Here is a 19,137-nt window from a genome sequence, read left to right as displayed (position 1 = left end):
TTCTGAAAACTATTTTATTTTTCAGTATTTCAGAAGCAATTCCTTGCGACAGCTTACTTATAATACCACTGCCGCAAGGAATCGTCAAGCACTTTTTATAAAATCTTTTACATTGGGAGGTGATCAGTCTTTCATATTCCTTTTCATCGATATGATATTTTTAATAAAAGTATTTTTGCACCAATGCCGCTTTGTGTTCCCAGGTATTCCATCCAAAGTGAAAGGAACTGCTCAAACTCTGGTTGTTTTTTCATAGAGCCAGATAAAAGCTCGTGTCCATAAAGATTGCATCTTGCACCTGCTGTTTATTCTCCTCTGATCATTCTTCCAATCCCGCGGAGAAAATGCCCAAGTACATTCGACCACACATCCGGACAGTAATACCACAATTGTATTTTTATTTGCACGTGATACTTCTTCAAGCATTCGAAGATGTCCCTGGGGCAGTTTCATATGATTCCTGTTAAAACCTTCCGATTCAAAACGATCTGGAAGTCCAGCAAAAACCACGGCTGCAGCTGCATTTTCTGCTGCTTTTACAGCTTCTTTTATCATGGCTTCATCCGTATCGCCACGCTCATCGCATCCCATTGCGAAGACAGCGTTCGGCAGATAATCTATTGGCTGGCTCAGTTTTTGGGGATTAATATGACTGGAGCCTGCGCCCTGATAACGTATATTCTTCGCCATTGCTCCAATTACAGTAATCTTCCTGTCCCGTTCTAACGGAAGAATGCCATCCTCATTTTTTAATAATACAGCCCCCTGTTCCGCTGCTTTTCTTGCAATTTCGTGGTGCGCTATATAATGCGCACCAGCCCTCAGCGGTGGGATTCTTGCAGCGGACCAGATCCGGCTGGTAAAAAATACCTTTATTGTAAGCACAACCCTCGCTTCCCGTACTGCTATTCGTGGTGGAATGACAGTGGAAGATGCCATGCAGTTAAGTGATGCCTACATTCAAAAATGTGAGTTTCTGAATTCTCCAGACAGAATCATCAACCTGCAATATCATATGATCCTTGATTTCACAGACCAGGTAAATACTATTCGTGGCGGCAAAAATACTTCAAAACTGATTCATGCAGAAAAAATAGACAAAGCAAAAAACTGCTTCGCTATTCCGATAAATCACTTTCTGCCATCAGTACGCATCTGGGATTTTCCTCACAAAGCCATTTTTCACGTGTATTCAAAAAGTATACTGCCAAAAATCCCAGCAATTACAGATATAAAACTAATATTTGTTCAAACTGACTTGTTTTTTACTATATTAATTTCTGTTATTGCACTGTTAAAACTTTTCCCATAAACAGCACTTCCTCATTCATATTATCGTAAATAAGAAATGCAAATGGTCGTGTGAGTTCAACATCTTTTACAACCGGATCCGTATCCATTGCAGACATGCACTCCATTGTCACTGCAGTCACAGCGGCAGCTTTGGTTCCATTTTCGTCAAGTTCCAGTTTTGTTTTCTGTAAAACAGAACTGACATGAACCGCTTTATCTGCAATGCCTGAAAAATCAGCATCATCTGAAAAAATATTCTCAAGTCCTGTCTTACCGAGGATATCACTTAACTCAGCTGTTGTTTCAAAGCTTAACTTAGGCATTTTACAATTAACTTCATCGTACTCCGGTTCAGATTTCAGAAGACCTTCTATATCCAGCGCATCAAGAGTAAAATTTCCTTCTGCTTTCGGCAAAATTCCAATGAAGCTCAGATTATTTGCATAAAATTTTTCGAACGCTGTTGCTGCGCCATTTTCATAGTAAGTATCGCCGATGCTTGTCATGTATTCTGTTTCTTCATTATCACCGAATTTTTCTTTTTTGTCGGAAACGTCCCATGGACCCTGGGACCATCCAGATTCAAAATATAATGAATTGGTAAGACACAGTTCACTGTTTTCATTAAGCATGTCAGGTTTCATAATTTCCGGAATCAGCCCATCTGTATTTTCATTGCACCATGCATTAATAGTGTTGCATGTGTTTTCTTTATCAGAAAAATCAAGAATTTCCGCTTTTGCTTTAAAATTATCTTCTGCACTTTTTTGGAATTGATCCTGCAGAGTCAGCCCATGATTTACCCATAAAGCATCTGCAATTTTTAATTTCGATGTATAACCATAATTTTCGTCTTCTGTATTGTAGCTTTTAATTGCATTCATATACTTTCTGGCATATGCTGCAAAATCAGCGGTTCCTAAATATTCATTTAATGCGTTTTTCGTTTCGCCTTTGGCGCCTTCTGCAATCATACCAAGGGCGAAGTTAAGACTTGTTGGGCTGAACATTACATTGGAAGCCTGGTTTTCTTCAGCTAATCCATCTGTAAGGTTAATAGAATTCTGCAGATTAACTGATTTATCAATATCTACGTTCTTTTCAGCTGCATTTGATTCTGCCTGACTGGCTGCTGCATATACATGGATTGGGGAAGTCATTGCTGTCATAAGCACCAGAACTCTGGCAAAAAGTTTCATTTTATTCATGTATAACCTCCTTGTATGGTTGATGAAGTGCTCTTTGCAAAGGTTTACTGCAAGTTTTTGTTTTATTCTAACATATTTGTTTCTTCTTTCTGTTATATTAATTTTCATTTATCTTTTACTTCACGTAAAAGGCAGTCTTCAGTGGATTCCTGAAGACTGCCATCGTTATCGAGTTTGTTATGTTTATAGGATTACCGGCAACTGTCTGTTTGAGCCATCTGGCTGATGCCAGGGCTTCCATCCAGGTGCTGGGTGTTTAGCGTTTTTCTTTTTATCCGTTCGACTTCAGATTGTTTCAGAATATAGTCCTTGATTTCCTTCGCATGCTTAATATGCTGGATTTTCAGATCAGGATCTGTTACATCACCGGTAAAGCAATGGATGGTGCCAAGTCCAAGAATACGTTCCAGCAAAGTGTTTTCCAGTCGAACATCAATTACTTTATACAGGTAGCAGTCATTTTCTTCTTTTCTCAGCAAACCGGAATCTACAGTAATGATTTCATCTGTTACTGTATAAGTTGTAAAGGTCCATGGAAGCCCAAGAAACATGGAACGCTTTTTCTCTTTGTATGTCATGTAAATTTACTCCTTCTTTCTTTATTTTAAGATAACAGAATCAATAGTCAGAAAATCATTCAGACCTTCCTGATAAGGCCATTGAGTCTGATCAGATTTCGCGTGTAGCTTCTTTCAGCCACTCTTTTTCCTCTTCTTTCAGATATGGGGAAATCTTTTTGTATACCTGTGCATGATAATTATTAAGAAGCGCCCGTTCCTGCACAGTCATCAGCTCCGGAACAACAGCATCCAGATCAAACGGTACCATAGTCAGATGTTCAAAGCACATAAACTGGCCGAATGGGGTTTTCTCTGCTTTTTTGCATACAAGCAGGTTTTCGTGACGGATCCCATATTGGTTTTCTACATAATACCCAGGCTCATCTGATGTGATCATCCCCTCTTCCAGCACTGCATTATCTCCTGGAATAATTCTCCAGCGGAAGCTGTTTGGCCCTTCATGAACATTCAGAAGATAACCAACTCCATGTCCTGTTCCATGATTAAAATCCTGTCCCATTTCCCATAACGGACCACGCGCCAGATAATCCAGATTTACACCAGTACAGCCATAACGGAATTTGGCATTTCCAAGGTTCAGCATGCCACGTAAAACAGCGGTAAAATATTTCTTCTGCTCGTCATTCACGGAGCCCATAACAATCGTACGGGTGGTATCTGTAGTACCTTCGTAATAGTGTCCGCCTGTGTCTGCCAGAAGGAAATTACCAGGTTCAATGGCAATATCTGTCTCTGGCGTTGCAGAATAGTGGTTGATGGCAGCATGAATGCCATAAGAAATAATGGGGTCAAAGCTGTTGCCGATAAAATTCTCCTGCTGGGCACGGAAGCTGTACAGCTTCTCTCCTACACTTAACTCTGTCATTGGAATTTTGCCTGCATTTTTCTTTAGCCAGCAGATGAATTTGGTAAGCGCAACTCCGTCTTTGATATGAGCGATACGTTCATTTTCTACTTCTACCGGATTTTTAATTGATTTTGGAAGAAAAGTCAGGTTGGCTTCATCCAGAATCGTTACTTCCTTCGGAATACTGTTTACCAGACGACAGTTGGCTTTCTTTTTACAAAGAAGAACTGTCATGTCTTTCGTAAATGTTTTTACATATTCATAAATGCTGTCATAGGGCAGAATGGTTACACCATCCTTTGATAATGCCTCCAGAATCGGAGCTGAAAATGCTTTTTCATTTGCAAACAGCCTGATTTCTGTTTTGGTCATTACCAGATAAGAAAGAACAACCGGGCAGCAATGTACATCGCCACCGCGAATATTCAAAAGCCATGCAATGTCATCCAGAGAAGTCAGTACAAATCCATCTGCACCTTTCTCTTCCATTGATTTACGGATTCTTGCACATTTGTCAGCACGGGATTCGCCTGCCCATTTTACATCCAGTTCCATAACCGGTTCACAGGAAAGTGCCGGACGGTCTTCCCAGATTTCTCCTACCAGATCAGAATCTGTCTGAAGAGCAGCTCCTTTTTTTGCTAAAAGTCCGGCCAGTTCATCTGCTTCTTCGGCGCTGACGGTTCTTCCGTCAAAACCAAGGCACATTCCCTCGCCTAATTTTTCTTCCAGGAACTGGTGCACAGTGGGGACATCTGGTTCTCCCATTTTAAAAAGCTCTACACCTGTTCCCTCCAGCTGTGCTGCTGCCTGGATGAAATATCTTCCATCAGTCCACAATCCAGCCATATCCTGCATGATGACTGCTCTGCCGGCAGATCCGGTAAAACCTGTAATATATTTTCTGCACTTAAAGTATTCTCCTACATATTCGGATGCATGAAAATCATCTGTAGGAACAAGATAAGCATCTATTTTCTTCTCTGCCATTACTTCCCGAAGTGCGGTGATCCGTTCTTTAACTGTCATAAAACTGACTCCTTCCAGTGAATTTTGTCTGTTCCTATTATAATATCCACGGTACCCTTTCGCAACCTGTTTAAGAAAAAACTCTTTTCTATTTCCCAAAGACGTGATATACTTACTTTCGAAATGAATGATATGCAAAATAGGATTTTATGCGTCAAGTGTTCGGTGAATGGGGAGTTGTCACTGAAACGAAAAGCACGTCTTACGGTATATTATCCGCACCCGTTGCAAGCACTATAAGAGGGATATCTCATATTGTGTCAGAGCCTGCCTGAAAGGGATTTTCTGCAAGATACACGTTACAATTTGCGGAAATGATTTTTTCAACAGGCTCAAGGGAATGTTTTCGACATACATTCTATCACAATTGGAGATATCCTTTTTTACATATTGATCAGGCCAATATTCGAATCTTATGACCTTCCCCTGATTTGGTTGAACAAAGGATACTCTCCGCAATCAAATACAAAGGAGGTTTTTTTAATGGTTGACAAACAAAAAGTAGAACAGGCCATCCGTCTGCTTCTGGAAGGAATCGGTGAAGATATTACCCGGGAGGGACTGATTGATACTCCTGACAGAATTGCGCGTATGTGCGAGGAAATTTACGGTGGTCTCGATCAGGAAGCAGATCACCATTTACTGAAGCAGTTTCCAGTAGAAAATAATGAGATCGTATTGGAAAAAGATATTACTTTTTACTCTATGTGTGAGCATCATCTGATGCCTTTTTATGGTAAGGCACACCTGGCTTATATTCCCGATGGAAAAGTCACCGGATTAAGCAAGCTGGCACGTACGGTAGAGGTTTATGCCAGAAGACCGCAGATCCAGGAACGCCTCACGGTGCAGATTGCGGACGCTCTGGAGCGTGCCCTCTCTCCGAAGGGAATCATGGTTATGCTGGAAGCAGAACACACCTGCATGACCATGCGAGGTGTTAAAAAGCCAGGCAGCAAGACAATTACGACTGTAACCCGTGGAGCCTTTAAAGAAGATAAGGAGCTGCAGAAAATGTTCCTTTCCATGGTTGGAAAATGAACAGTTCTTTTCCCGAAACAAACCGTATTTCTTTAATCTGGCGGCATCCCCTTTACCAAAAACACTGTGAGAAAATACAAGAGCTAGAAAAAGACCGTATTTTCTGCAGACATACGCCTGAACACTTTCTGGATGTTGCCAGGCTGATGTATATTTATTCTCTGGAAGACAAGCTTAATCTGTCCAGGGAGATCATTTATGCCACTGCTCTTCTTCATGACATTGGCCGCGCGCAGCAATATCTGTTGGGTATTCCCCATGACATTGCAGGAGCCGAAATAGCCGGAAAGATTCTGACAGACCTGCACTTTACAGAGCAGGAAAAAAAAGAAATACTATCTGCGATCAGTCAGCACAGGAACGATTGTTCTGACCAAAAATTGTCAAACCTGCTATATAAAGCTGATAAAAAATCCAGAAATTGTTTTTCATGTTCAGCAGCCTCAGAATGTTACTGGCCTTCTGAGAAAAAGAACCTGACAATTGAATATTGAGTCTTCTAAAAAATCTAACAGAAAGGATGGTTTCTGTTTATGAAAATTGGAAATCGTTTTTTTGATACACAAAATCACACTTATATAATGGGAATTTTAAATATTACTCCCGATTCTTTTTCCGATGGCGGGAAATGGAATCATTTAGATGAAGCTTTGCGGCATACAGAAGCCATGATCGCGGATGGTGCGGATATTATCGATATCGGCGGGGAGTCTACCCGTCCCGGACACACGCCGGTCAGTGCGGAGGAAGAAGCTCAGAGAGTTTTACCCGTTATAGAAGCAGTCAGAAAACGTTTTGACGTTCCCATTTCTGTAGATACCTTCAAAAGCAGCGTGGCAGAAAGCGCGATTCAGGCCGGCGCAGACCTGGTCAACGATATCTGGGGATTAAAATATGATTCTAAAATGGGAGCTGTAATTGCAAAATACGATGCTGCATGCTGTCTCATGCACAATAAGTCCAATACAGAATATAACAATTTTCTCATTGATATGCTTTCTGAAACACAGGAATGTGTCAACCTTGCAAGAAAAGCAGGGATCAAAGAAGATAAAATCATTCTCGACCCAGGGGTTGGGTTTGGAAAAACATTTGAGATGAATCTGGAAACCATGAAGCATCTGGAGCTTTTCCAGAATCTGGGCTTTCCGGTTCTTCTTGGTACCTCACGCAAGTCGATGATCGGACTGGCACTTGATCTGCCTGTAGACCAGCGTGTAGAGGGAACACTGGCTACCAGTGTAATTGGTGTGATGAAGGGCTGTTCTTTTGTACGTGTTCATGATGTCAAGGAGAACAGACGCGTGATCCAGATGACAGAAGCAATTTTGGGTTGTAATTAAAATTCAAATTTTTCAAAATTGTAAATAGTCAACAGAAAGGAACAACTGTTATGGATGAAACCAGATTTGATAAAATAGAAATTAAAGAACTGGAAATTTTTGCCAACCATGGTGTTTATCCGGAAGAAAATGTACTTGGACAAAAATTTGTTATTTCTGCCACCCTCTTTACGCACACACGTCAGGCAGGGTTAACGGATGACCTGTCTTCTTCTATTAATTACGGAGAAGTCAGCCACATGATTACGGATTTTACCCAAAAACATACTTTTAAGCTTTTGGAAGCGCTTGCAGAAAATCTTGCAGAGATGCTGCTCGACTCTCTTTCCGGTCTGGAACAGATCACACTGAAAATTGAGAAGCCCTGGGCTCCTGTTGGTCTTCCACTGAAAACCGTATCTGTGGAAATCACAAGAAAATGGCATACTGCATACATTGCTTTTGGCTCTAATATGGGAAATAAAAAGCTATTTATTGATAATGGGATTCGTGGTTTGAATAAAACAAAAGGATGCCGGATAGAGGCTGTTTCTGATTATCTTGTAACAGAACCTTATGGCGTTACCGATCAGGATGAATTTCTGAATGGAGTTTTGAAAATGCGCACCCTTCTTTCACCGGAAGAATTGCTGGTGCGTCTCCATGAGCTGGAACAGGAGGCGAACCGGGAACGTATTATTCACTGGGGTCCCCGTACTCTGGATCTGGATATTCTGTTTTATGACCAGGAGATCATTGATACTGCTGATCTTCACGTTCCCCATCCGGATATGCAGAATCGTGAATTTGTGCTGGCTCCTATGAACCAGATTGCCCCTTACCTCAGGCATCCTGTACTAAATCAGACAATTTCACAGCTTTTAAATACTCTTCTTTGCCACTGATAATCCAGCAGGAGAAATTTCCCTTATCTAATATTGGGGCTGCCGGAAACAGGCAGCCCCTTGTGTAATAATTCGCATCTGCTGTCAGAAAGTGAGACGCTGTCCGCAATATTCACAGTTGCACAGGCGGCCTTTTATTATCTGATTCTTTGCGCCGCAGCTGGGACAGGTAACTGTAATATAAATCTTCTCATTCACACGTCTGTTTGGTGCAGTGATCAATATATAATTTTCTTCTCTGTCAATCTGAATATTCCGAATATATCCTTTTGCAATCATTTTTTCCAGTTTTCTTACGGCATCTTTTCCCATCTCAGTCTCAAACTTCTCAAATGAGAGCGTACTTTGGGCATAAGATTCAAACCAACAGGCTATTTCTCTGGCTTTTTTCTTCTTCAATGCTTTCTGGATTTCCCGTAAAGTTGGATACAAAAATAACAATCCCAATATAATCTCCGTTGCTGCCATTCCCCAGCGTCCTTCACCAATATATTTCTCCGATGCGCCAATAGCTCCCAGAGTAAAAAGTATACAGAAAACGCAAAGAACCCATTTCAGTTTTCCTAACACTCCTGTTTTTTTATTTTTTTCTGTTAAAAAATCATTCATGTCTGCTTCCTCTTTCTCAAATTAATCGATCTCTGTTATATACTAAAGCCTGTTTGAAAAATCATTCCCGCAATCTGCACGCCCTGATGAATCTTCTGTCAGCCAGCTCCCAGCAAAAGCCACGCATCACCTAACGGATCGTAGTAATAAACCACATTATCTCCTGCTGCATAATATTTTTCTTTTGTAAAATGTTCCTCATGATCTGTCCCTATAACAAATACCGGACAATTTCTTTCCTCAATATACTCCTCCGTACCGGTATACCATAGGGACATTCCAAGGCCAAGGTAATAACTAACCTCGTCTGTTTGCGCAATCAAGTCTCTGGCAATATTTATATCTAATGAAAAATCATACTCTGATTGATACTCCTCCCAATCATAATATATTGAAAAATCATAGCAGTAGGCTTCCGCTGCAAGGTGTCCATCCTTTAACGATACCATAGGATGGTATTGCGCACTCATATTCTGCTTCTGCACAGAAACCATCACATTAGAAAAAATCTCACTCATATTGCAGCGCAGGATAATGACTTCATTCTTTTGCCCCATATACCATGGATTGTTCAGATCTTCCAAATATTCCCCTTCTTCCGTAATCTGAGCCGGATAAATACTGATCTTACAATCCAGTCCTGGAACAATCGCATAGATTTCATAGCCTCCTGCATCAACAACAGTTCCATCCTGCAAAAAAGGATAAGCCGCAGCCAATTCTTCCTGCCTGGTATATTCAAGTATCTCTGATGTATCTGCAGTTTCATAAGTGTAGCCCAGAAATGCCATTCCAGCCTGGCATTCATTTTCTCTGATAATGTCTTGCAAAATTGCCAGATCTTCTTCTGCCCCAGAAGCTTGGGCAGATACTTCTCTCACACTTTCACCATAGTTACTAAAAGCAAACAGTACTGCACAAACACATGCAGCAACAGAAAATTTATTCATACCTTCAGCTCCTTCCTGTCAGAATATGCCTATGCCTTTCTATTTCAGTGTGGTTACAATCAATTTGCTTTCCAACGCAGCTGCTATCAGATCTTCCTTACAGCTATATCCTGCCTTGGCAATCATTTCCTGAAAATTCCACCTTACCCCAGAAGTCGAACAATCCATTTTCCTTGCAATCTCCGAATAGGACATCCCATGAATATACAAACGCAGCATCTCCAGTTGTCTTGGACTGATATCACCGCTTGTGATCCAGTTAAGTTCCACCTTTGGCGTTATATCCGGAAATACACGCTCACCATTTAAGGTTCTGTCAATCACACTCCGTATATCCTCTTCACCGTGATCTTTATACCAGAGACTGTCCGCACATCCACGTTTTGCCCTTTCCAGCACCTTGGGATCGATCAGAGACGTAACAACCAATACCTTTGTATATGGGTACTTTTCCCTAATCATTTTTCCGGCGCTCAGCCCATCGTGATTATGAAATGTCTGTACATCCATAATCACAAGATCTATTACTGAATAATCACAGATTTTTACAGCTTCACGGGCATCCGAAATTGTCTGAACATGTCGAAATTCCGGATCCTGCATAAGAATATATTCAAAATACTTCTGCATGATCTTCTGATCTTCTACTATCAGTACACGTACCATCCAATCTCATCCTTTCTGTCAGCGGCATCTTCAATATCAGACAAAACTCAGGGACAAATGAAATTTGCATTATGCAGTTCATTGAATCGGCTGCTTTTCTCAGTGCAGACAAACCACAGCCTTCTTCCGCATTTTTTTCAGGCGCATCTCCATCATTGGTGATCCGGATGTTGTATACATTTGCATATTTGTCTATCTTCACAAAAACAACATTGCCGTGGGCATGTCTGGCACAGTTTGTCACACATTCACGGATTGCTCTGTCTGCCAGAACTCTGTAAGATGGATACAAAGGAAAGTTTCCGCTGATCTGAACCGAAATCCCAAGCTCCTCTGCATGTTTAATCGTATCCTCATACAGCTTTTCCATACTCTCTACGGCAGAACCGGTAAGAATATATACCAGATGCTTCAATGCAGACAATTGTTTATCCATTTTGTCCTGATTTTCTTTTCTCTCCAATATTCTGCGTATTGACAGAAGACTTCGCCCAAAATTGTCATGGACCTGCATTTTCATAGCAAGTGTTTCCTGCTCTCTGATTTTATCACCGATTTTTTCGTACATTACCTCCAGCTTATGATTCAGGATTTCCAGCTTTTCATTGTTTGCCCTGATCCTTTCACTATTATAATAAATTTCTGATACATTAACTGCTACTGTCTGCAGATATCCTGCACAATCTGGCTCCTGCAGACGATATTCCTGAAACATCCAGACAGAATCATCCGGAAAATAAAACACGTTACTGTCGTCGCTTAATCTGATAAGCCCTTCTGATACATTTTCATTGTCCATTGCTTTTCGCAATGTATCATAATCCTGCAGATAATCCCCCGTCATCATTCTGCACAATTCCTGCATCTTGGTATTACACAAAACAATCCTTCCAAGTGAATCCGAAAAGCATACTCCACATGGAACGTCATCCACAGCTTCATTCACAGACCAGTACGACAAGGAATGATTATATTTGTATCTCTCCTTCCAGATTGCCCAACAAAGATAAAATGTCAATACAACAATCCCTGCTGTTAAAATACTGGCCGGATAGTCCTGAAGCATTGGCTGATATGCACTTTCCCCAATACTATATCTATGCTCATTCATCAAAGAAACCATAAGAACAAAAGAAACCGCAAAAACAGTCATTGCCGTTATCACTTTCTTTTTCCCGGAAAAGCAGGTGATTCTTAACAGAAAGAGAATAAGTTCCAGAATCAGGCAGATTTCCAGAAGAATCATCAGAAAATTCTGCATTGCTATGCTGCATTCTACAAAACTATTCATCTGCCGCCTCGCTTTCTGAATATGCTGCACCTAACAAACCATTCTTTTTCATCTTCCTGCTGCACTTTAAGTTCCGGTCTTTCTGACATTAAGCCGCGCAGATCTGCCTCGGATGCAATATGAACGGAAATCCGAAGATCATCCTCAATCTGCGACACACGATAAAACATAGACTGCATCACATCAAATAGCCGTTCTGCAAGCCATTCAAAGGTATCATAGCATTTTAGTATATCATCTGCATTCAGCTGAACATTTCCATTTTCCACATAATAGGCAGCCCGGATCTTGCATAATTTTAAACTGTCACAGGATTCTGCAAGACTTTGCCTGAGATCTTCCATGGTAAGCACATTTCCATCCGATGTATATTGTGTCAATACCAGATTTTTTCTGCGCTTCAAATATGTACCAATAACTACAATTTTACCGAGAAGCAGATCATATCGTTCCTTTGATTCCGTCCTTTCCAGTTCTTCCATCAACTGCGACAGCAATTCCAGCTGTCCAGCAGTCTGATTCTGTATCATGTTTAACAGCCGATTCTGTTCTTCTGTTTTTCTTCGCTCCGCTTCTTTCTCATAGGTTTTCTGCAGCAGTCTGTTTCTGGCAATCAGTTCTTCCTGCTGTTCCCGAATATCCTGATATTGATCCAGCAATATTGAAATATCTTCTGACCAAAACAGATGTCCTCCCCTTATGGGAATATGGTTGATCCGGATTCCCTGTTCCTGCACAGATGATCTGTGAATGATCATTGTACGCATTTCAGGAGAAAGCTTGGGAAAATCACCGGAATGATAATAACGCTGAAAACAATCATCTGTAATCTCTGCGTCCAGCCCTCCTGAAGTCTGGAATAGTTCAAAATATCGATTGTTTGTCTGTATCAATCCGCATACTATACAGCCCTGATAAATTGCTGCCATTAAAAGACAACACACTGCTGTCATATCCCCTGCAAGGGTTTGGATGAAAGACAAATGAAATATATTTCCAACATTCCATCCCAGAAGCAATATTCCTGGAATGACCGGCAGCCAAAACTGTTTCTTTCCCGGAATCCTGCTTTTTCTGATCAGAATAATTTCCATTCCTGTCAGACAACTCAGCATCCACCCCTGAATCACTGCAAAAAGAATACCATAACTATAATCCCTATCCGAAAATGGAGGCTGTTTGGAAAACCGAAACACCAGCTGATGCAAATCATTTGTAAAAACACTTATGATCAATACTGCCGCCACAGTCAAAAGAATTATGATTTGTCTGACCGTTTTTTCTTCATCTTTTTCAACAAAAAACAACGCTGCAGACAGACCCAGGACAGGGATCATGATCATCGGAATATAATACAGATACCAACATATATGTTCTCCAAGAGGTTCATGAAAAATATGAAATTTCACTGTTCTTACAAAGAACCAGAATACCATCAGACAACCAATTGCAGTCAGACATCTGCGCATTTTTTTATATACTACATGCTTTTCCAGATAGATCACCCAGGCACAGTACAGCCCCAGGTAAATACAATTGCGGCACTGGTCTGCAAAATTTCTTGCAAAAGTATTTTTCGGTCTTACCAGCCTGCAGAAATAAGCCAGAAGCACGCTTATCAGAATTACTCCATACGACAGCATCCTCTTTTTATTATATGTCATGAAAATTCCTCTCTCATTGTATACTTTTATAACAAGTATACTATAAAGCTCTGTTTTATTATATAGTTTTTAGAGAAATTGTCAATTTTCAGAGTTTTTCCAATTATTGGTCACTGGTTTAGAATGAACAATAACCCTATTATCACGAACAGAGTGAACAATCATGTCCACTCTGTTTTTCATTACTTAAACGGTCTTGGCTGACCACAATATTCGCAGAACCTTCCCACATTCTCTGCACCACACTGGCATCTCCACGAACCGCTATCAGGACGCATTCCGGCGTTCATGTTCATTCCAGGCTGTATCCCTGTGTTCATGTTCATTCCAGGCTGCATTCCTGTGTTCATGTTCATTCCAGACATTCCAGGCTGCATTCCGGCATCATTTTGTGTCAGAGCAGCAATGATCTGATGTCCAGTCTGCTCCACTTCCATCAATTCGCCTCTCTTTTCACTGCTTATGGAAAAAGTATTCAGACGAAAATCCATATCGTCAAACCATGGAGTGTTAACCTTAATGCGCATGGTATAATCAAACTCATAGTCATATATTGGCGGCTGATAGCTTACCGTTTTTCCATCCTTGGTATAGGTTTTCTCAATCTGTTGTCGATCCACCTCTACTCTACACTGTGCAATAGCGGATAAAGGAACTATATCCGGATTTTCATTGACATCCAGTTTTCGTGCAACAGTAAAATTTCTCTTATGATCATCAATGAAAACAGTATAATTTCTGGTACTGATCTGACGGGTTATGCAAAAATCCATTACTGCCTTTTTGTTATTTTCACGATATTCCAATTGACGTTTTATATCCTCTACCGTACTGTGCCGCCGTTCCTCAAACCATGGTGATAATTTTTTGGCACAGTTTTTACATAGATTTCCGTCATCTAATTTTCGATTTCCCAGTAAACCTATTTTTTCTCCGCAGATATCACAGATTTTCTTATCAAATAATCCCATAGCTTTCCTTTCTTTTCTGCCGCACCAGAATCATGCAGTTCTGGTGTGGCAGTATTTTACACTATTCTACAACATCTATTTTGTCAAAATATGTCTTTACGGAGAAGTCCTCTCCATCTGTTTCAGAAGTTTCTTCTTCACTGCCATCAGACTCCGGTTCAAAACACAGTTTTCCATCATCTAATAAACTGAGCCTCATAGTATCACAACTGAAAAGCATAGTTCCAGCCTCATCGTCTGCTGCAGCTTTCAATACCAGAGTTTTTCATCCACTTCTCCATGGAGTTCAGCTTTGCTCTCTTCTCCACTTTCAATTATGATAAGCTCAGACTTATCTTCCTGAATAGACAACATCATCTCGAACCCGGTCAGTTCAGAATTGACAGGCATCTGCATTCCAAATGCATCCATCAAAGTGCAAATCCATTCTCCTTTAAAATCCTCCATGGCCGGGTTTTCCACTGGTTTACCTGGTACATATGGCTCATACTCTTCCTTTTCCCGGCTTAGGATCATTGTCGTTCCATCTGCAGTTATAGTTATTTTGCCATCAGTATACTCACACTCTTCCGTTTGATCGTCATAAGTCATCAGAAATTTATCATTTTCTATTTTCCACTCTAATTGATTTACCTCTGGTTCTTCCCCACTGTAAGACATTATGGTTTCCATCTGACCGCCTTCTTTAATATCCACGGTCACTTCCATTCCCATTACTCCTGGATGAAACAAAATGTCTCCACCCATGGAAAGCTCATTTACATACCAGGTTCCAATAACATCCTTTTCTTCAAGTGCATAAGCATTCACGCTCATCAGGCCTGTCATTAAGACTCCAACTGTTCCAGCCACCCACAGTCTCATTTTTTTGTTCATAAAAGCATCTCCCTTCTTGTTATTATCGTGTTTTTTGTTGTTTTCATTATACGTGAATGCTTTCCTATTTGCACTAGCACTTCTGACAGTAACTGAACCGATCGGGTACATCGAAAATTAAGTAAACGCCATATTAACTTGTCTAATTTTTCATCTGCTGTGCCTACGTCAGTCACCGTAGCCACCCAGAATTTAATTCACACAAGAAAAGCCTGTGATACCACCCTTCTTAGGCAGTATCGCAGGCTCACTTTACGCTACGACATAATAAACATTACATGTTTATATTATATATTTATAATGCGGACTTGCCGCGGGTAATTCTTATTCCTCTGTTCCGTACAGAGTGATCAGCTTCTGCAGATACTCGTATCTTGCCTTAGCCTCGGACTGGTTCTTAGCAAACAGTCTGGCAGCTTTCTCTGGATTCTGACGCTGTAAGGAATTGTAACGAACCTCACCGTTCAGGAATTCCTGATAATCTGTCATATCTGGTGCTTTGGAATCAAGACTGAACTTGCTTCCCTCAGCAGCTGGATTGAAGCGGAAGTTGTGCCAGTATCCACACTTAACAGCAAGCTCTTCCTCTGTCTGAGCTTTTGACATACCTTTCTTGATACCATGGTTGATACATGGAGCGTATGCAATGATAAGTGATGGTCCCGGATAAGCCTCTGCCTCTGCAATTGCCTTGATAGCCTGGTTGAAGTCAGCTCCCATAGAGATCTGAGCAACATATACATAACCATAGCTCATTGCGATAGAAGCCATATCTTTCTTCTTGGTCTCTTTACCGCCAGCTGCGAACTGTGCGATCGCACCTGTAGGTGTAGACTTGGAAGACTGTCCGCCTGTGTTGGAGTAAACCTCTGTATCGAATACCATAACGTTGATGTCACGTCCGCTTGCGAGAACATGGTCAACACCACCGAATCCGATATCGTAAGCCCATCCGTCACCACCGAAGATCCACTGGGATTTCTTAGCAAGGAAGTCTTTCTGTGTAAGAATGTCTTTTGCCTTGTCACATCCACAAGCCTCAAGAGCTGCAACCAGTTTCTCTGTTGCTGCACCGTTGGTAGCACCGCATGCGAAAGTATCCAGCCATTCCTGACCAGCAGCTTTAACATCTGCATTGTCACCGTTAGCTACAACGTCTTCAACTTTTGCTTTCAGGCCATCACGGATAGCTTTCTGAGCAAGAAGCATACCATAACCGAACTCAGCGTTGTCCTCGAATAAGGAGTTGCCCCATGCAGGACCCTGTCCCTTGGCATTTACGGTATATGGTGTAGAAGGTGAGGAGTTACCCCAGATAGAGGAGCATCCTGTAGCGTTTGCAATGTACATTCTGTCACCAAACAGCTGGGTGATCAGTTTTGCGTAAGGTGTCTCACCACATCCAGCGCAAGCTCCTGAGAACTCAAGAAGCGGCTGTTTGAACTGGCTTCCCTTAACAGTTGTCTCTTTGAATTTAGCGATAACGTCTTCTTTAACTGGAAGAGTTACACCGTAATCAAAGTATTTCTGCTCTCCCATGTTTGCTTCAAGGTTTTCCATGGCAAGTGCCTTAGCACCTTTCTTACCTGGGCAGACGTTCGCACAGGAACCACATCCTGTACAGTCAAGAGCGGATACAGTCATTGTGAACTGATACTCATCTTTCATACCAGTCATTGGTAATGTCTTGATTCCCTCTGGAGCATTTGCAGCCTCTTCAGCTGTAAGAGCTACCGGACGGATAACTGCGTGCGGGCAGACATAAGCACATCTGTTACACTGGATACAGTTCTCCGGATTCCATACAGGGATATTTACAGCGATACCACGTTTCTCGTATGCAGCAGCACCGGATGGTGTAGTACCGTCAACATAATCTTTAAATGCAGATACAGGCAGTGTATTACCTTCCTGAGCATTAACCTTAGCCTGGATGTTGTTAACGAAATCAACAACTTCCTGACGTCCCTCTGTAGCGTGAGTCATATGAAGACCCTCGTCTGCAGCATCTTTCCAGCTCTCCGGAACCTGAATCTCAACAACCTGCTTAGCACCAGCATCGATAGCTGCCCAGTTCTTCTGAACAACATCATCACCTTTACGTCCGTATGTTGCTTTCGCAGCAGCCTTCATAAGCTCGATAGCCTGCTCCTCCGGAATGATTCCGGTAAGCTTGAAGAATGCAGACTGAAGGATTGTATTGATACGTGTTGGTCCCATGCCAGTCTCGATACCGATCTTAACACCGTCGATGGTGTAGAATTTGATACCGTGGTTAGCGATGAATGCCTTAACCTGTCCTGGAAGATGTTTCTCAAGGCCTTCCATATCCCATGCACAGTTCAGAAGGAATGTACCACCGTCAACCAGCTCCTGTACCATGTTATATTTGTTCACATAGGACGGATTGTGACATGCTACAAAGTTCGCTTTGTGGATCAGGTAGGTAGACTTGATCGGTTTCTTACCAAAACGAAGGTGGGACATAGTAACACCACCGGACTTCTTGGAGTCATAATCAAAGTATGCCTGAGCGTACATATCTGTATTGTCACCGATGATCTTGATGGAGTTCTTGTTAGCACCTACAGTACCATCAGCACCAAGTCCCCAGAACTTACAGTTTGTTGTTCCCTCTGGAGTAGTTACAAGCGGAGCGCCTGTCTCAAGGGAAAGGTTTGTAACATCATCAACAATACCAAGAGTAAATTTCTCTTTCTCAGCATTGTCATAAACAGCTACGATCTGAGCCGGTGTTGTGTCCTTGGAACCAAGTCCGTAACGTCCGGAGAAGATCTTAACGCCGTCAAATTTGCTGTTCTTAAGTGCAGCAACAACATCAAGATACAGAGGCTCACCCTGAGCTCCTGGCTCTTTTGTTCTGTCAAGAACTGTGATCTGTTTAACTGACTCAGGAATAGCATCAATAAGAGCCTGTGCGCAGAATGGTCTGTAAAGACGAACTTTAACAACACCAACTTTTCTGCCGGCTGCCATTAAGTAGTCGATTGTCTCCTCAATCGTATCATTTACAGAACCCATAGCTACGATAACGTGCTCTGCATCTGCTGCTCCATAGTAGTTGAACAGCTTGTAATCGGTACCGATCTTAGCGTTAACTTTGTCCATGTACTCCTGTACGACTGCCGGAAGAGCATCGTAGTATGGGTTACATGCCTCTCTTGCCTGGAAGAAGATATCCGGGTTCTGAGCGGAACCTCTCTGACATGGATGGTTCGGATTCAGTGCGTGATCACGGAATGCCTGAATAGCGTCCATATCTGCCATATCTTTCAGGTCTTCATAGTCCCATGTCTCAATCTTCTGGATCTCGTGGGATGTACGGAATCCGTCAAAGAAGTTGATGAACGGAACTTTTCCCTTGATTGCTGCAAGATGTGCTACCGGAGTAAGGTCCATGACTTCCTGTACGGAAGACTCACACAGCATTGCACAACCAGTCTGACGACAGGCCATAACATCGGAATGATCTCCGAAAATGGAAAGTGCGTGGGAAGCAAGTGCACGGGCAGATACGTTGAATACGCCTGGAAGCTGCTCACCAGCAATCTTGTAAAGGTTCGGGATCATCAGTAACAGACCCTGGGATGCTGTATAGGTAGTAGTAAGGGCACCAGCTGCAAGAGATCCGTGTACTGCACCAGCAGCACCAGCCTCAGACTGCATCTCTGTTACCTGTACTTCCTGTCCAAAGATGTTCTTTCTTCCCTGGGTTGCCCACTCGTCTGTAGCCTCAGCCATAACAGATGAAGGGGTGATCGGGTAAATTGCAGCTACATCAGAAAAAGCGTATGATGCATGAGCGGCTGCATGGTTACCATCCATGGTTTTCATCTTTCTTGCCATAGTTTGTTTTTCCTCCT

18 protein-coding genes and 1 riboswitch are annotated in these 19,137 nt (G+C 41.9%); of the genes, 5 read left to right on the top strand and 13 right to left on the bottom strand.

Going from position 1 to position 19,137, the window contains the following annotated elements; genetic code table 11:
* Positions 1-231 precede the first annotated feature (231 nt).
* Entirely contained in the window at positions 232-885 is a 654-nt protein-coding gene (locus LIQ05_RS14125) for a glycoside hydrolase family 3 protein (RefSeq protein WP_226821592.1), read from the bottom strand.
* Between the two features lie 225 nt (positions 886-1,110).
* Between LIQ05_RS14125 and LIQ05_RS20715 the strand changes: the two genes are divergently transcribed.
* The gene (locus LIQ05_RS20715; protein WP_226821602.1) at positions 1,111-1,257 is read left to right on the top strand and encodes a helix-turn-helix domain-containing protein; all 147 of its coding nucleotides are present in this window, start codon (positions 1,111-1,113) and stop codon (positions 1,255-1,257) included.
* A 26-nt stretch (positions 1,258-1,283) separates the two neighbouring features.
* On the opposite strand, the gene LIQ05_RS14115 is transcribed toward LIQ05_RS20715, so the two are convergent.
* The 3 genes from LIQ05_RS14115 to LIQ05_RS14105 all read right to left on the bottom strand — a co-directional run bounded on the left by LIQ05_RS14115 (position 1,284) and on the right by LIQ05_RS14105 (position 4,958).
* On the bottom strand, positions 1,284-2,501 hold the full coding sequence (locus LIQ05_RS14115; protein WP_226821590.1) for a serpin family protein: 1,218 nt from the start codon (positions 2,499-2,501) through the stop codon (positions 1,284-1,286).
* Between the two features lie 191 nt (positions 2,502-2,692).
* Positions 2,693-3,079 (bottom strand): PH domain-containing protein, encoded by a 387-nt coding sequence (locus LIQ05_RS14110; RefSeq protein WP_226821588.1) that lies wholly within the window; start codon positions 3,077-3,079, stop codon positions 2,693-2,695.
* Positions 3,080-3,170: 91 nt separating this feature from the next.
* Complete coding sequence (locus LIQ05_RS14105; RefSeq protein ID WP_226821583.1) at positions 3,171-4,958, bottom strand: aminopeptidase P family protein; 1,788 nt, start codon at positions 4,956-4,958, stop codon at positions 3,171-3,173.
* 133 nt (positions 4,959-5,091) lie between these two features.
* A riboswitch (THF riboswitch) is annotated at positions 5,092-5,188 on the top strand.
* Positions 5,189-5,441: 253 nt separating this feature from the next.
* Here LIQ05_RS14105 and folE point away from each other — a divergent pair.
* The 4 genes from folE to folK are packed head-to-tail and all read left to right on the top strand — an operon-like array spanning position 5,442 to position 8,226.
* Positions 5,442-5,999, top strand: a complete 558-nt coding sequence (gene folE, locus LIQ05_RS14100) for a GTP cyclohydrolase I FolE (protein ID WP_118581498.1) — start codon at positions 5,442-5,444, stop codon at positions 5,997-5,999.
* Complete coding sequence (locus LIQ05_RS14095) at positions 5,996-6,493, top strand: HD domain-containing protein (protein ID WP_226821581.1); 498 nt, start codon at positions 5,996-5,998, stop codon at positions 6,491-6,493. The genes folE and LIQ05_RS14095 overlap by 4 nt, the downstream gene beginning before the upstream one ends.
* A 39-nt stretch (positions 6,494-6,532) precedes the next feature.
* Complete coding sequence (folP, locus tag LIQ05_RS14090; protein ID WP_226821579.1) at positions 6,533-7,342, top strand: dihydropteroate synthase; 810 nt, start codon at positions 6,533-6,535, stop codon at positions 7,340-7,342.
* A gap of 50 nt (positions 7,343-7,392) precedes the next feature.
* Complete coding sequence (gene folK / locus LIQ05_RS14085) at positions 7,393-8,226, top strand: 2-amino-4-hydroxy-6-hydroxymethyldihydropteridine diphosphokinase (protein ID WP_226821577.1); 834 nt, start codon at positions 7,393-7,395, stop codon at positions 8,224-8,226.
* A gap of 84 nt (positions 8,227-8,310) precedes the next feature.
* Here the strand turns inward: folK and LIQ05_RS14080 are convergent, their stop codons facing one another.
* The 9 genes from LIQ05_RS14080 to nifJ all read right to left on the bottom strand — a co-directional run bounded on the left by LIQ05_RS14080 (position 8,311) and on the right by nifJ (position 19,120).
* The gene (locus tag LIQ05_RS14080) at positions 8,311-8,835 is read right to left on the bottom strand and encodes a hypothetical protein (RefSeq protein ID WP_226821575.1); all 525 of its coding nucleotides are present in this window, start codon (positions 8,833-8,835) and stop codon (positions 8,311-8,313) included.
* Between the two features lie 98 nt (positions 8,836-8,933).
* Entirely contained in the window at positions 8,934-9,785 is an 852-nt protein-coding gene (locus tag LIQ05_RS14075) for a hypothetical protein (protein ID WP_226821573.1), read from the bottom strand.
* 39 nt (positions 9,786-9,824) lie between these two features.
* Positions 9,825-10,451, bottom strand: a complete 627-nt coding sequence (locus LIQ05_RS14070; protein WP_226821571.1) for a response regulator transcription factor — start codon at positions 10,449-10,451, stop codon at positions 9,825-9,827.
* Positions 10,399-11,742, bottom strand: coding sequence for an ATP-binding protein (locus LIQ05_RS14065; RefSeq protein ID WP_226821569.1), 1,344 nt, complete (start codon positions 11,740-11,742; stop codon positions 10,399-10,401). The genes LIQ05_RS14070 and LIQ05_RS14065 overlap by 53 nt, the downstream gene beginning before the upstream one ends.
* Complete coding sequence (locus LIQ05_RS14060) at positions 11,739-13,406, bottom strand: histidine kinase N-terminal 7TM domain-containing protein (protein WP_226821567.1); 1,668 nt, start codon at positions 13,404-13,406, stop codon at positions 11,739-11,741. The genes LIQ05_RS14065 and LIQ05_RS14060 overlap by 4 nt, the downstream gene beginning before the upstream one ends.
* Positions 13,407-13,588: 182 nt before the next feature.
* Positions 13,589-14,377 (bottom strand): DUF4428 domain-containing protein, encoded by a 789-nt coding sequence (locus LIQ05_RS14055; protein WP_226821565.1) that lies wholly within the window; start codon positions 14,375-14,377, stop codon positions 13,589-13,591.
* A gap of 61 nt (positions 14,378-14,438) precedes the next feature.
* Entirely contained in the window at positions 14,439-14,630 is a 192-nt protein-coding gene (locus tag LIQ05_RS14050; RefSeq protein ID WP_226821563.1) for a hypothetical protein, read from the bottom strand.
* Positions 14,627-15,253 carry a hypothetical protein gene (locus LIQ05_RS14045; RefSeq protein WP_226821561.1) on the bottom strand — a complete coding sequence of 209 codons (627 nt, stop codon included), beginning with the start codon at positions 15,251-15,253 and terminating at the stop codon, positions 14,627-14,629. The genes LIQ05_RS14050 and LIQ05_RS14045 overlap by 4 nt, the downstream gene beginning before the upstream one ends.
* Before the next feature lie 324 nt (positions 15,254-15,577).
* Complete coding sequence (nifJ, locus tag LIQ05_RS14040) at positions 15,578-19,120, bottom strand: pyruvate:ferredoxin (flavodoxin) oxidoreductase (RefSeq protein ID WP_226821559.1); 3,543 nt, start codon at positions 19,118-19,120, stop codon at positions 15,578-15,580.
* Between the last annotated feature and the right edge of the window lie 17 nt (positions 19,121-19,137).

Source organism: Blautia glucerasea (assembly GCF_020537505.1).
GTDB lineage: Bacteria > Bacillota > Clostridia > Lachnospirales > Lachnospiraceae > Blautia_A.
Note: the sequence above shows the minus strand (reverse complement) of the source record. Positions and strands in the feature narration are given on the sequence as shown.

Bases quoted from the DNA above. Each gene is read 5' to 3' on its own strand.
- LIQ05_RS14115 (WP_226821590.1), bottom strand. From the start codon at position 2,501: ATGAATAAAATGAAACTTTTTGCCAGAGTTCTGGTGCTTATGACAGCA.
- LIQ05_RS14110 (WP_226821588.1), bottom strand. From the start codon at position 3,079: ATGACATACAAAGAGAAAAAGCGTTCCATGTTTCTTGGGCTTCCATGG.
- LIQ05_RS14105 (WP_226821583.1), bottom strand. From the start codon at position 4,958: ATGACAGTTAAAGAACGGATCACCGCACTTCGGGAAGTAATGGCAGAG.
- folE (WP_118581498.1), top strand. From the start codon at position 5,442: ATGGTTGACAAACAAAAAGTAGAACAGGCCATCCGTCTGCTTCTGGAA.
- LIQ05_RS14095 (WP_226821581.1), top strand. From the start codon at position 5,996: ATGAACAGTTCTTTTCCCGAAACAAACCGTATTTCTTTAATCTGGCGG.
- folP (WP_226821579.1), top strand. From the start codon at position 6,533: ATGAAAATTGGAAATCGTTTTTTTGATACACAAAATCACACTTATATA.
- folK (WP_226821577.1), top strand. From the start codon at position 7,393: ATGGATGAAACCAGATTTGATAAAATAGAAATTAAAGAACTGGAAATT.
- LIQ05_RS14080 (WP_226821575.1), bottom strand. From the start codon at position 8,835: ATGAATGATTTTTTAACAGAAAAAAATAAAAAAACAGGAGTGTTAGGA.
- LIQ05_RS14075 (WP_226821573.1), bottom strand. From the start codon at position 9,785: ATGAATAAATTTTCTGTTGCTGCATGTGTTTGTGCAGTACTGTTTGCT.
- LIQ05_RS14070 (WP_226821571.1), bottom strand. From the start codon at position 10,451: ATGGTACGTGTACTGATAGTAGAAGATCAGAAGATCATGCAGAAGTAT.
- LIQ05_RS14065 (WP_226821569.1), bottom strand. From the start codon at position 11,742: ATGAATAGTTTTGTAGAATGCAGCATAGCAATGCAGAATTTTCTGATG.
- LIQ05_RS14060 (WP_226821567.1), bottom strand. From the start codon at position 13,406: ATGACATATAATAAAAAGAGGATGCTGTCGTATGGAGTAATTCTGATA.
- LIQ05_RS14055 (WP_226821565.1), bottom strand. From the start codon at position 14,377: ATGGGATTATTTGATAAGAAAATCTGTGATATCTGCGGAGAAAAAATA.
- LIQ05_RS14045 (WP_226821561.1), bottom strand. From the start codon at position 15,253: ATGAACAAAAAAATGAGACTGTGGGTGGCTGGAACAGTTGGAGTCTTA.
- nifJ (WP_226821559.1), bottom strand. From the start codon at position 19,120: ATGGCAAGAAAGATGAAAACCATGGATGGTAACCATGCAGCCGCTCAT.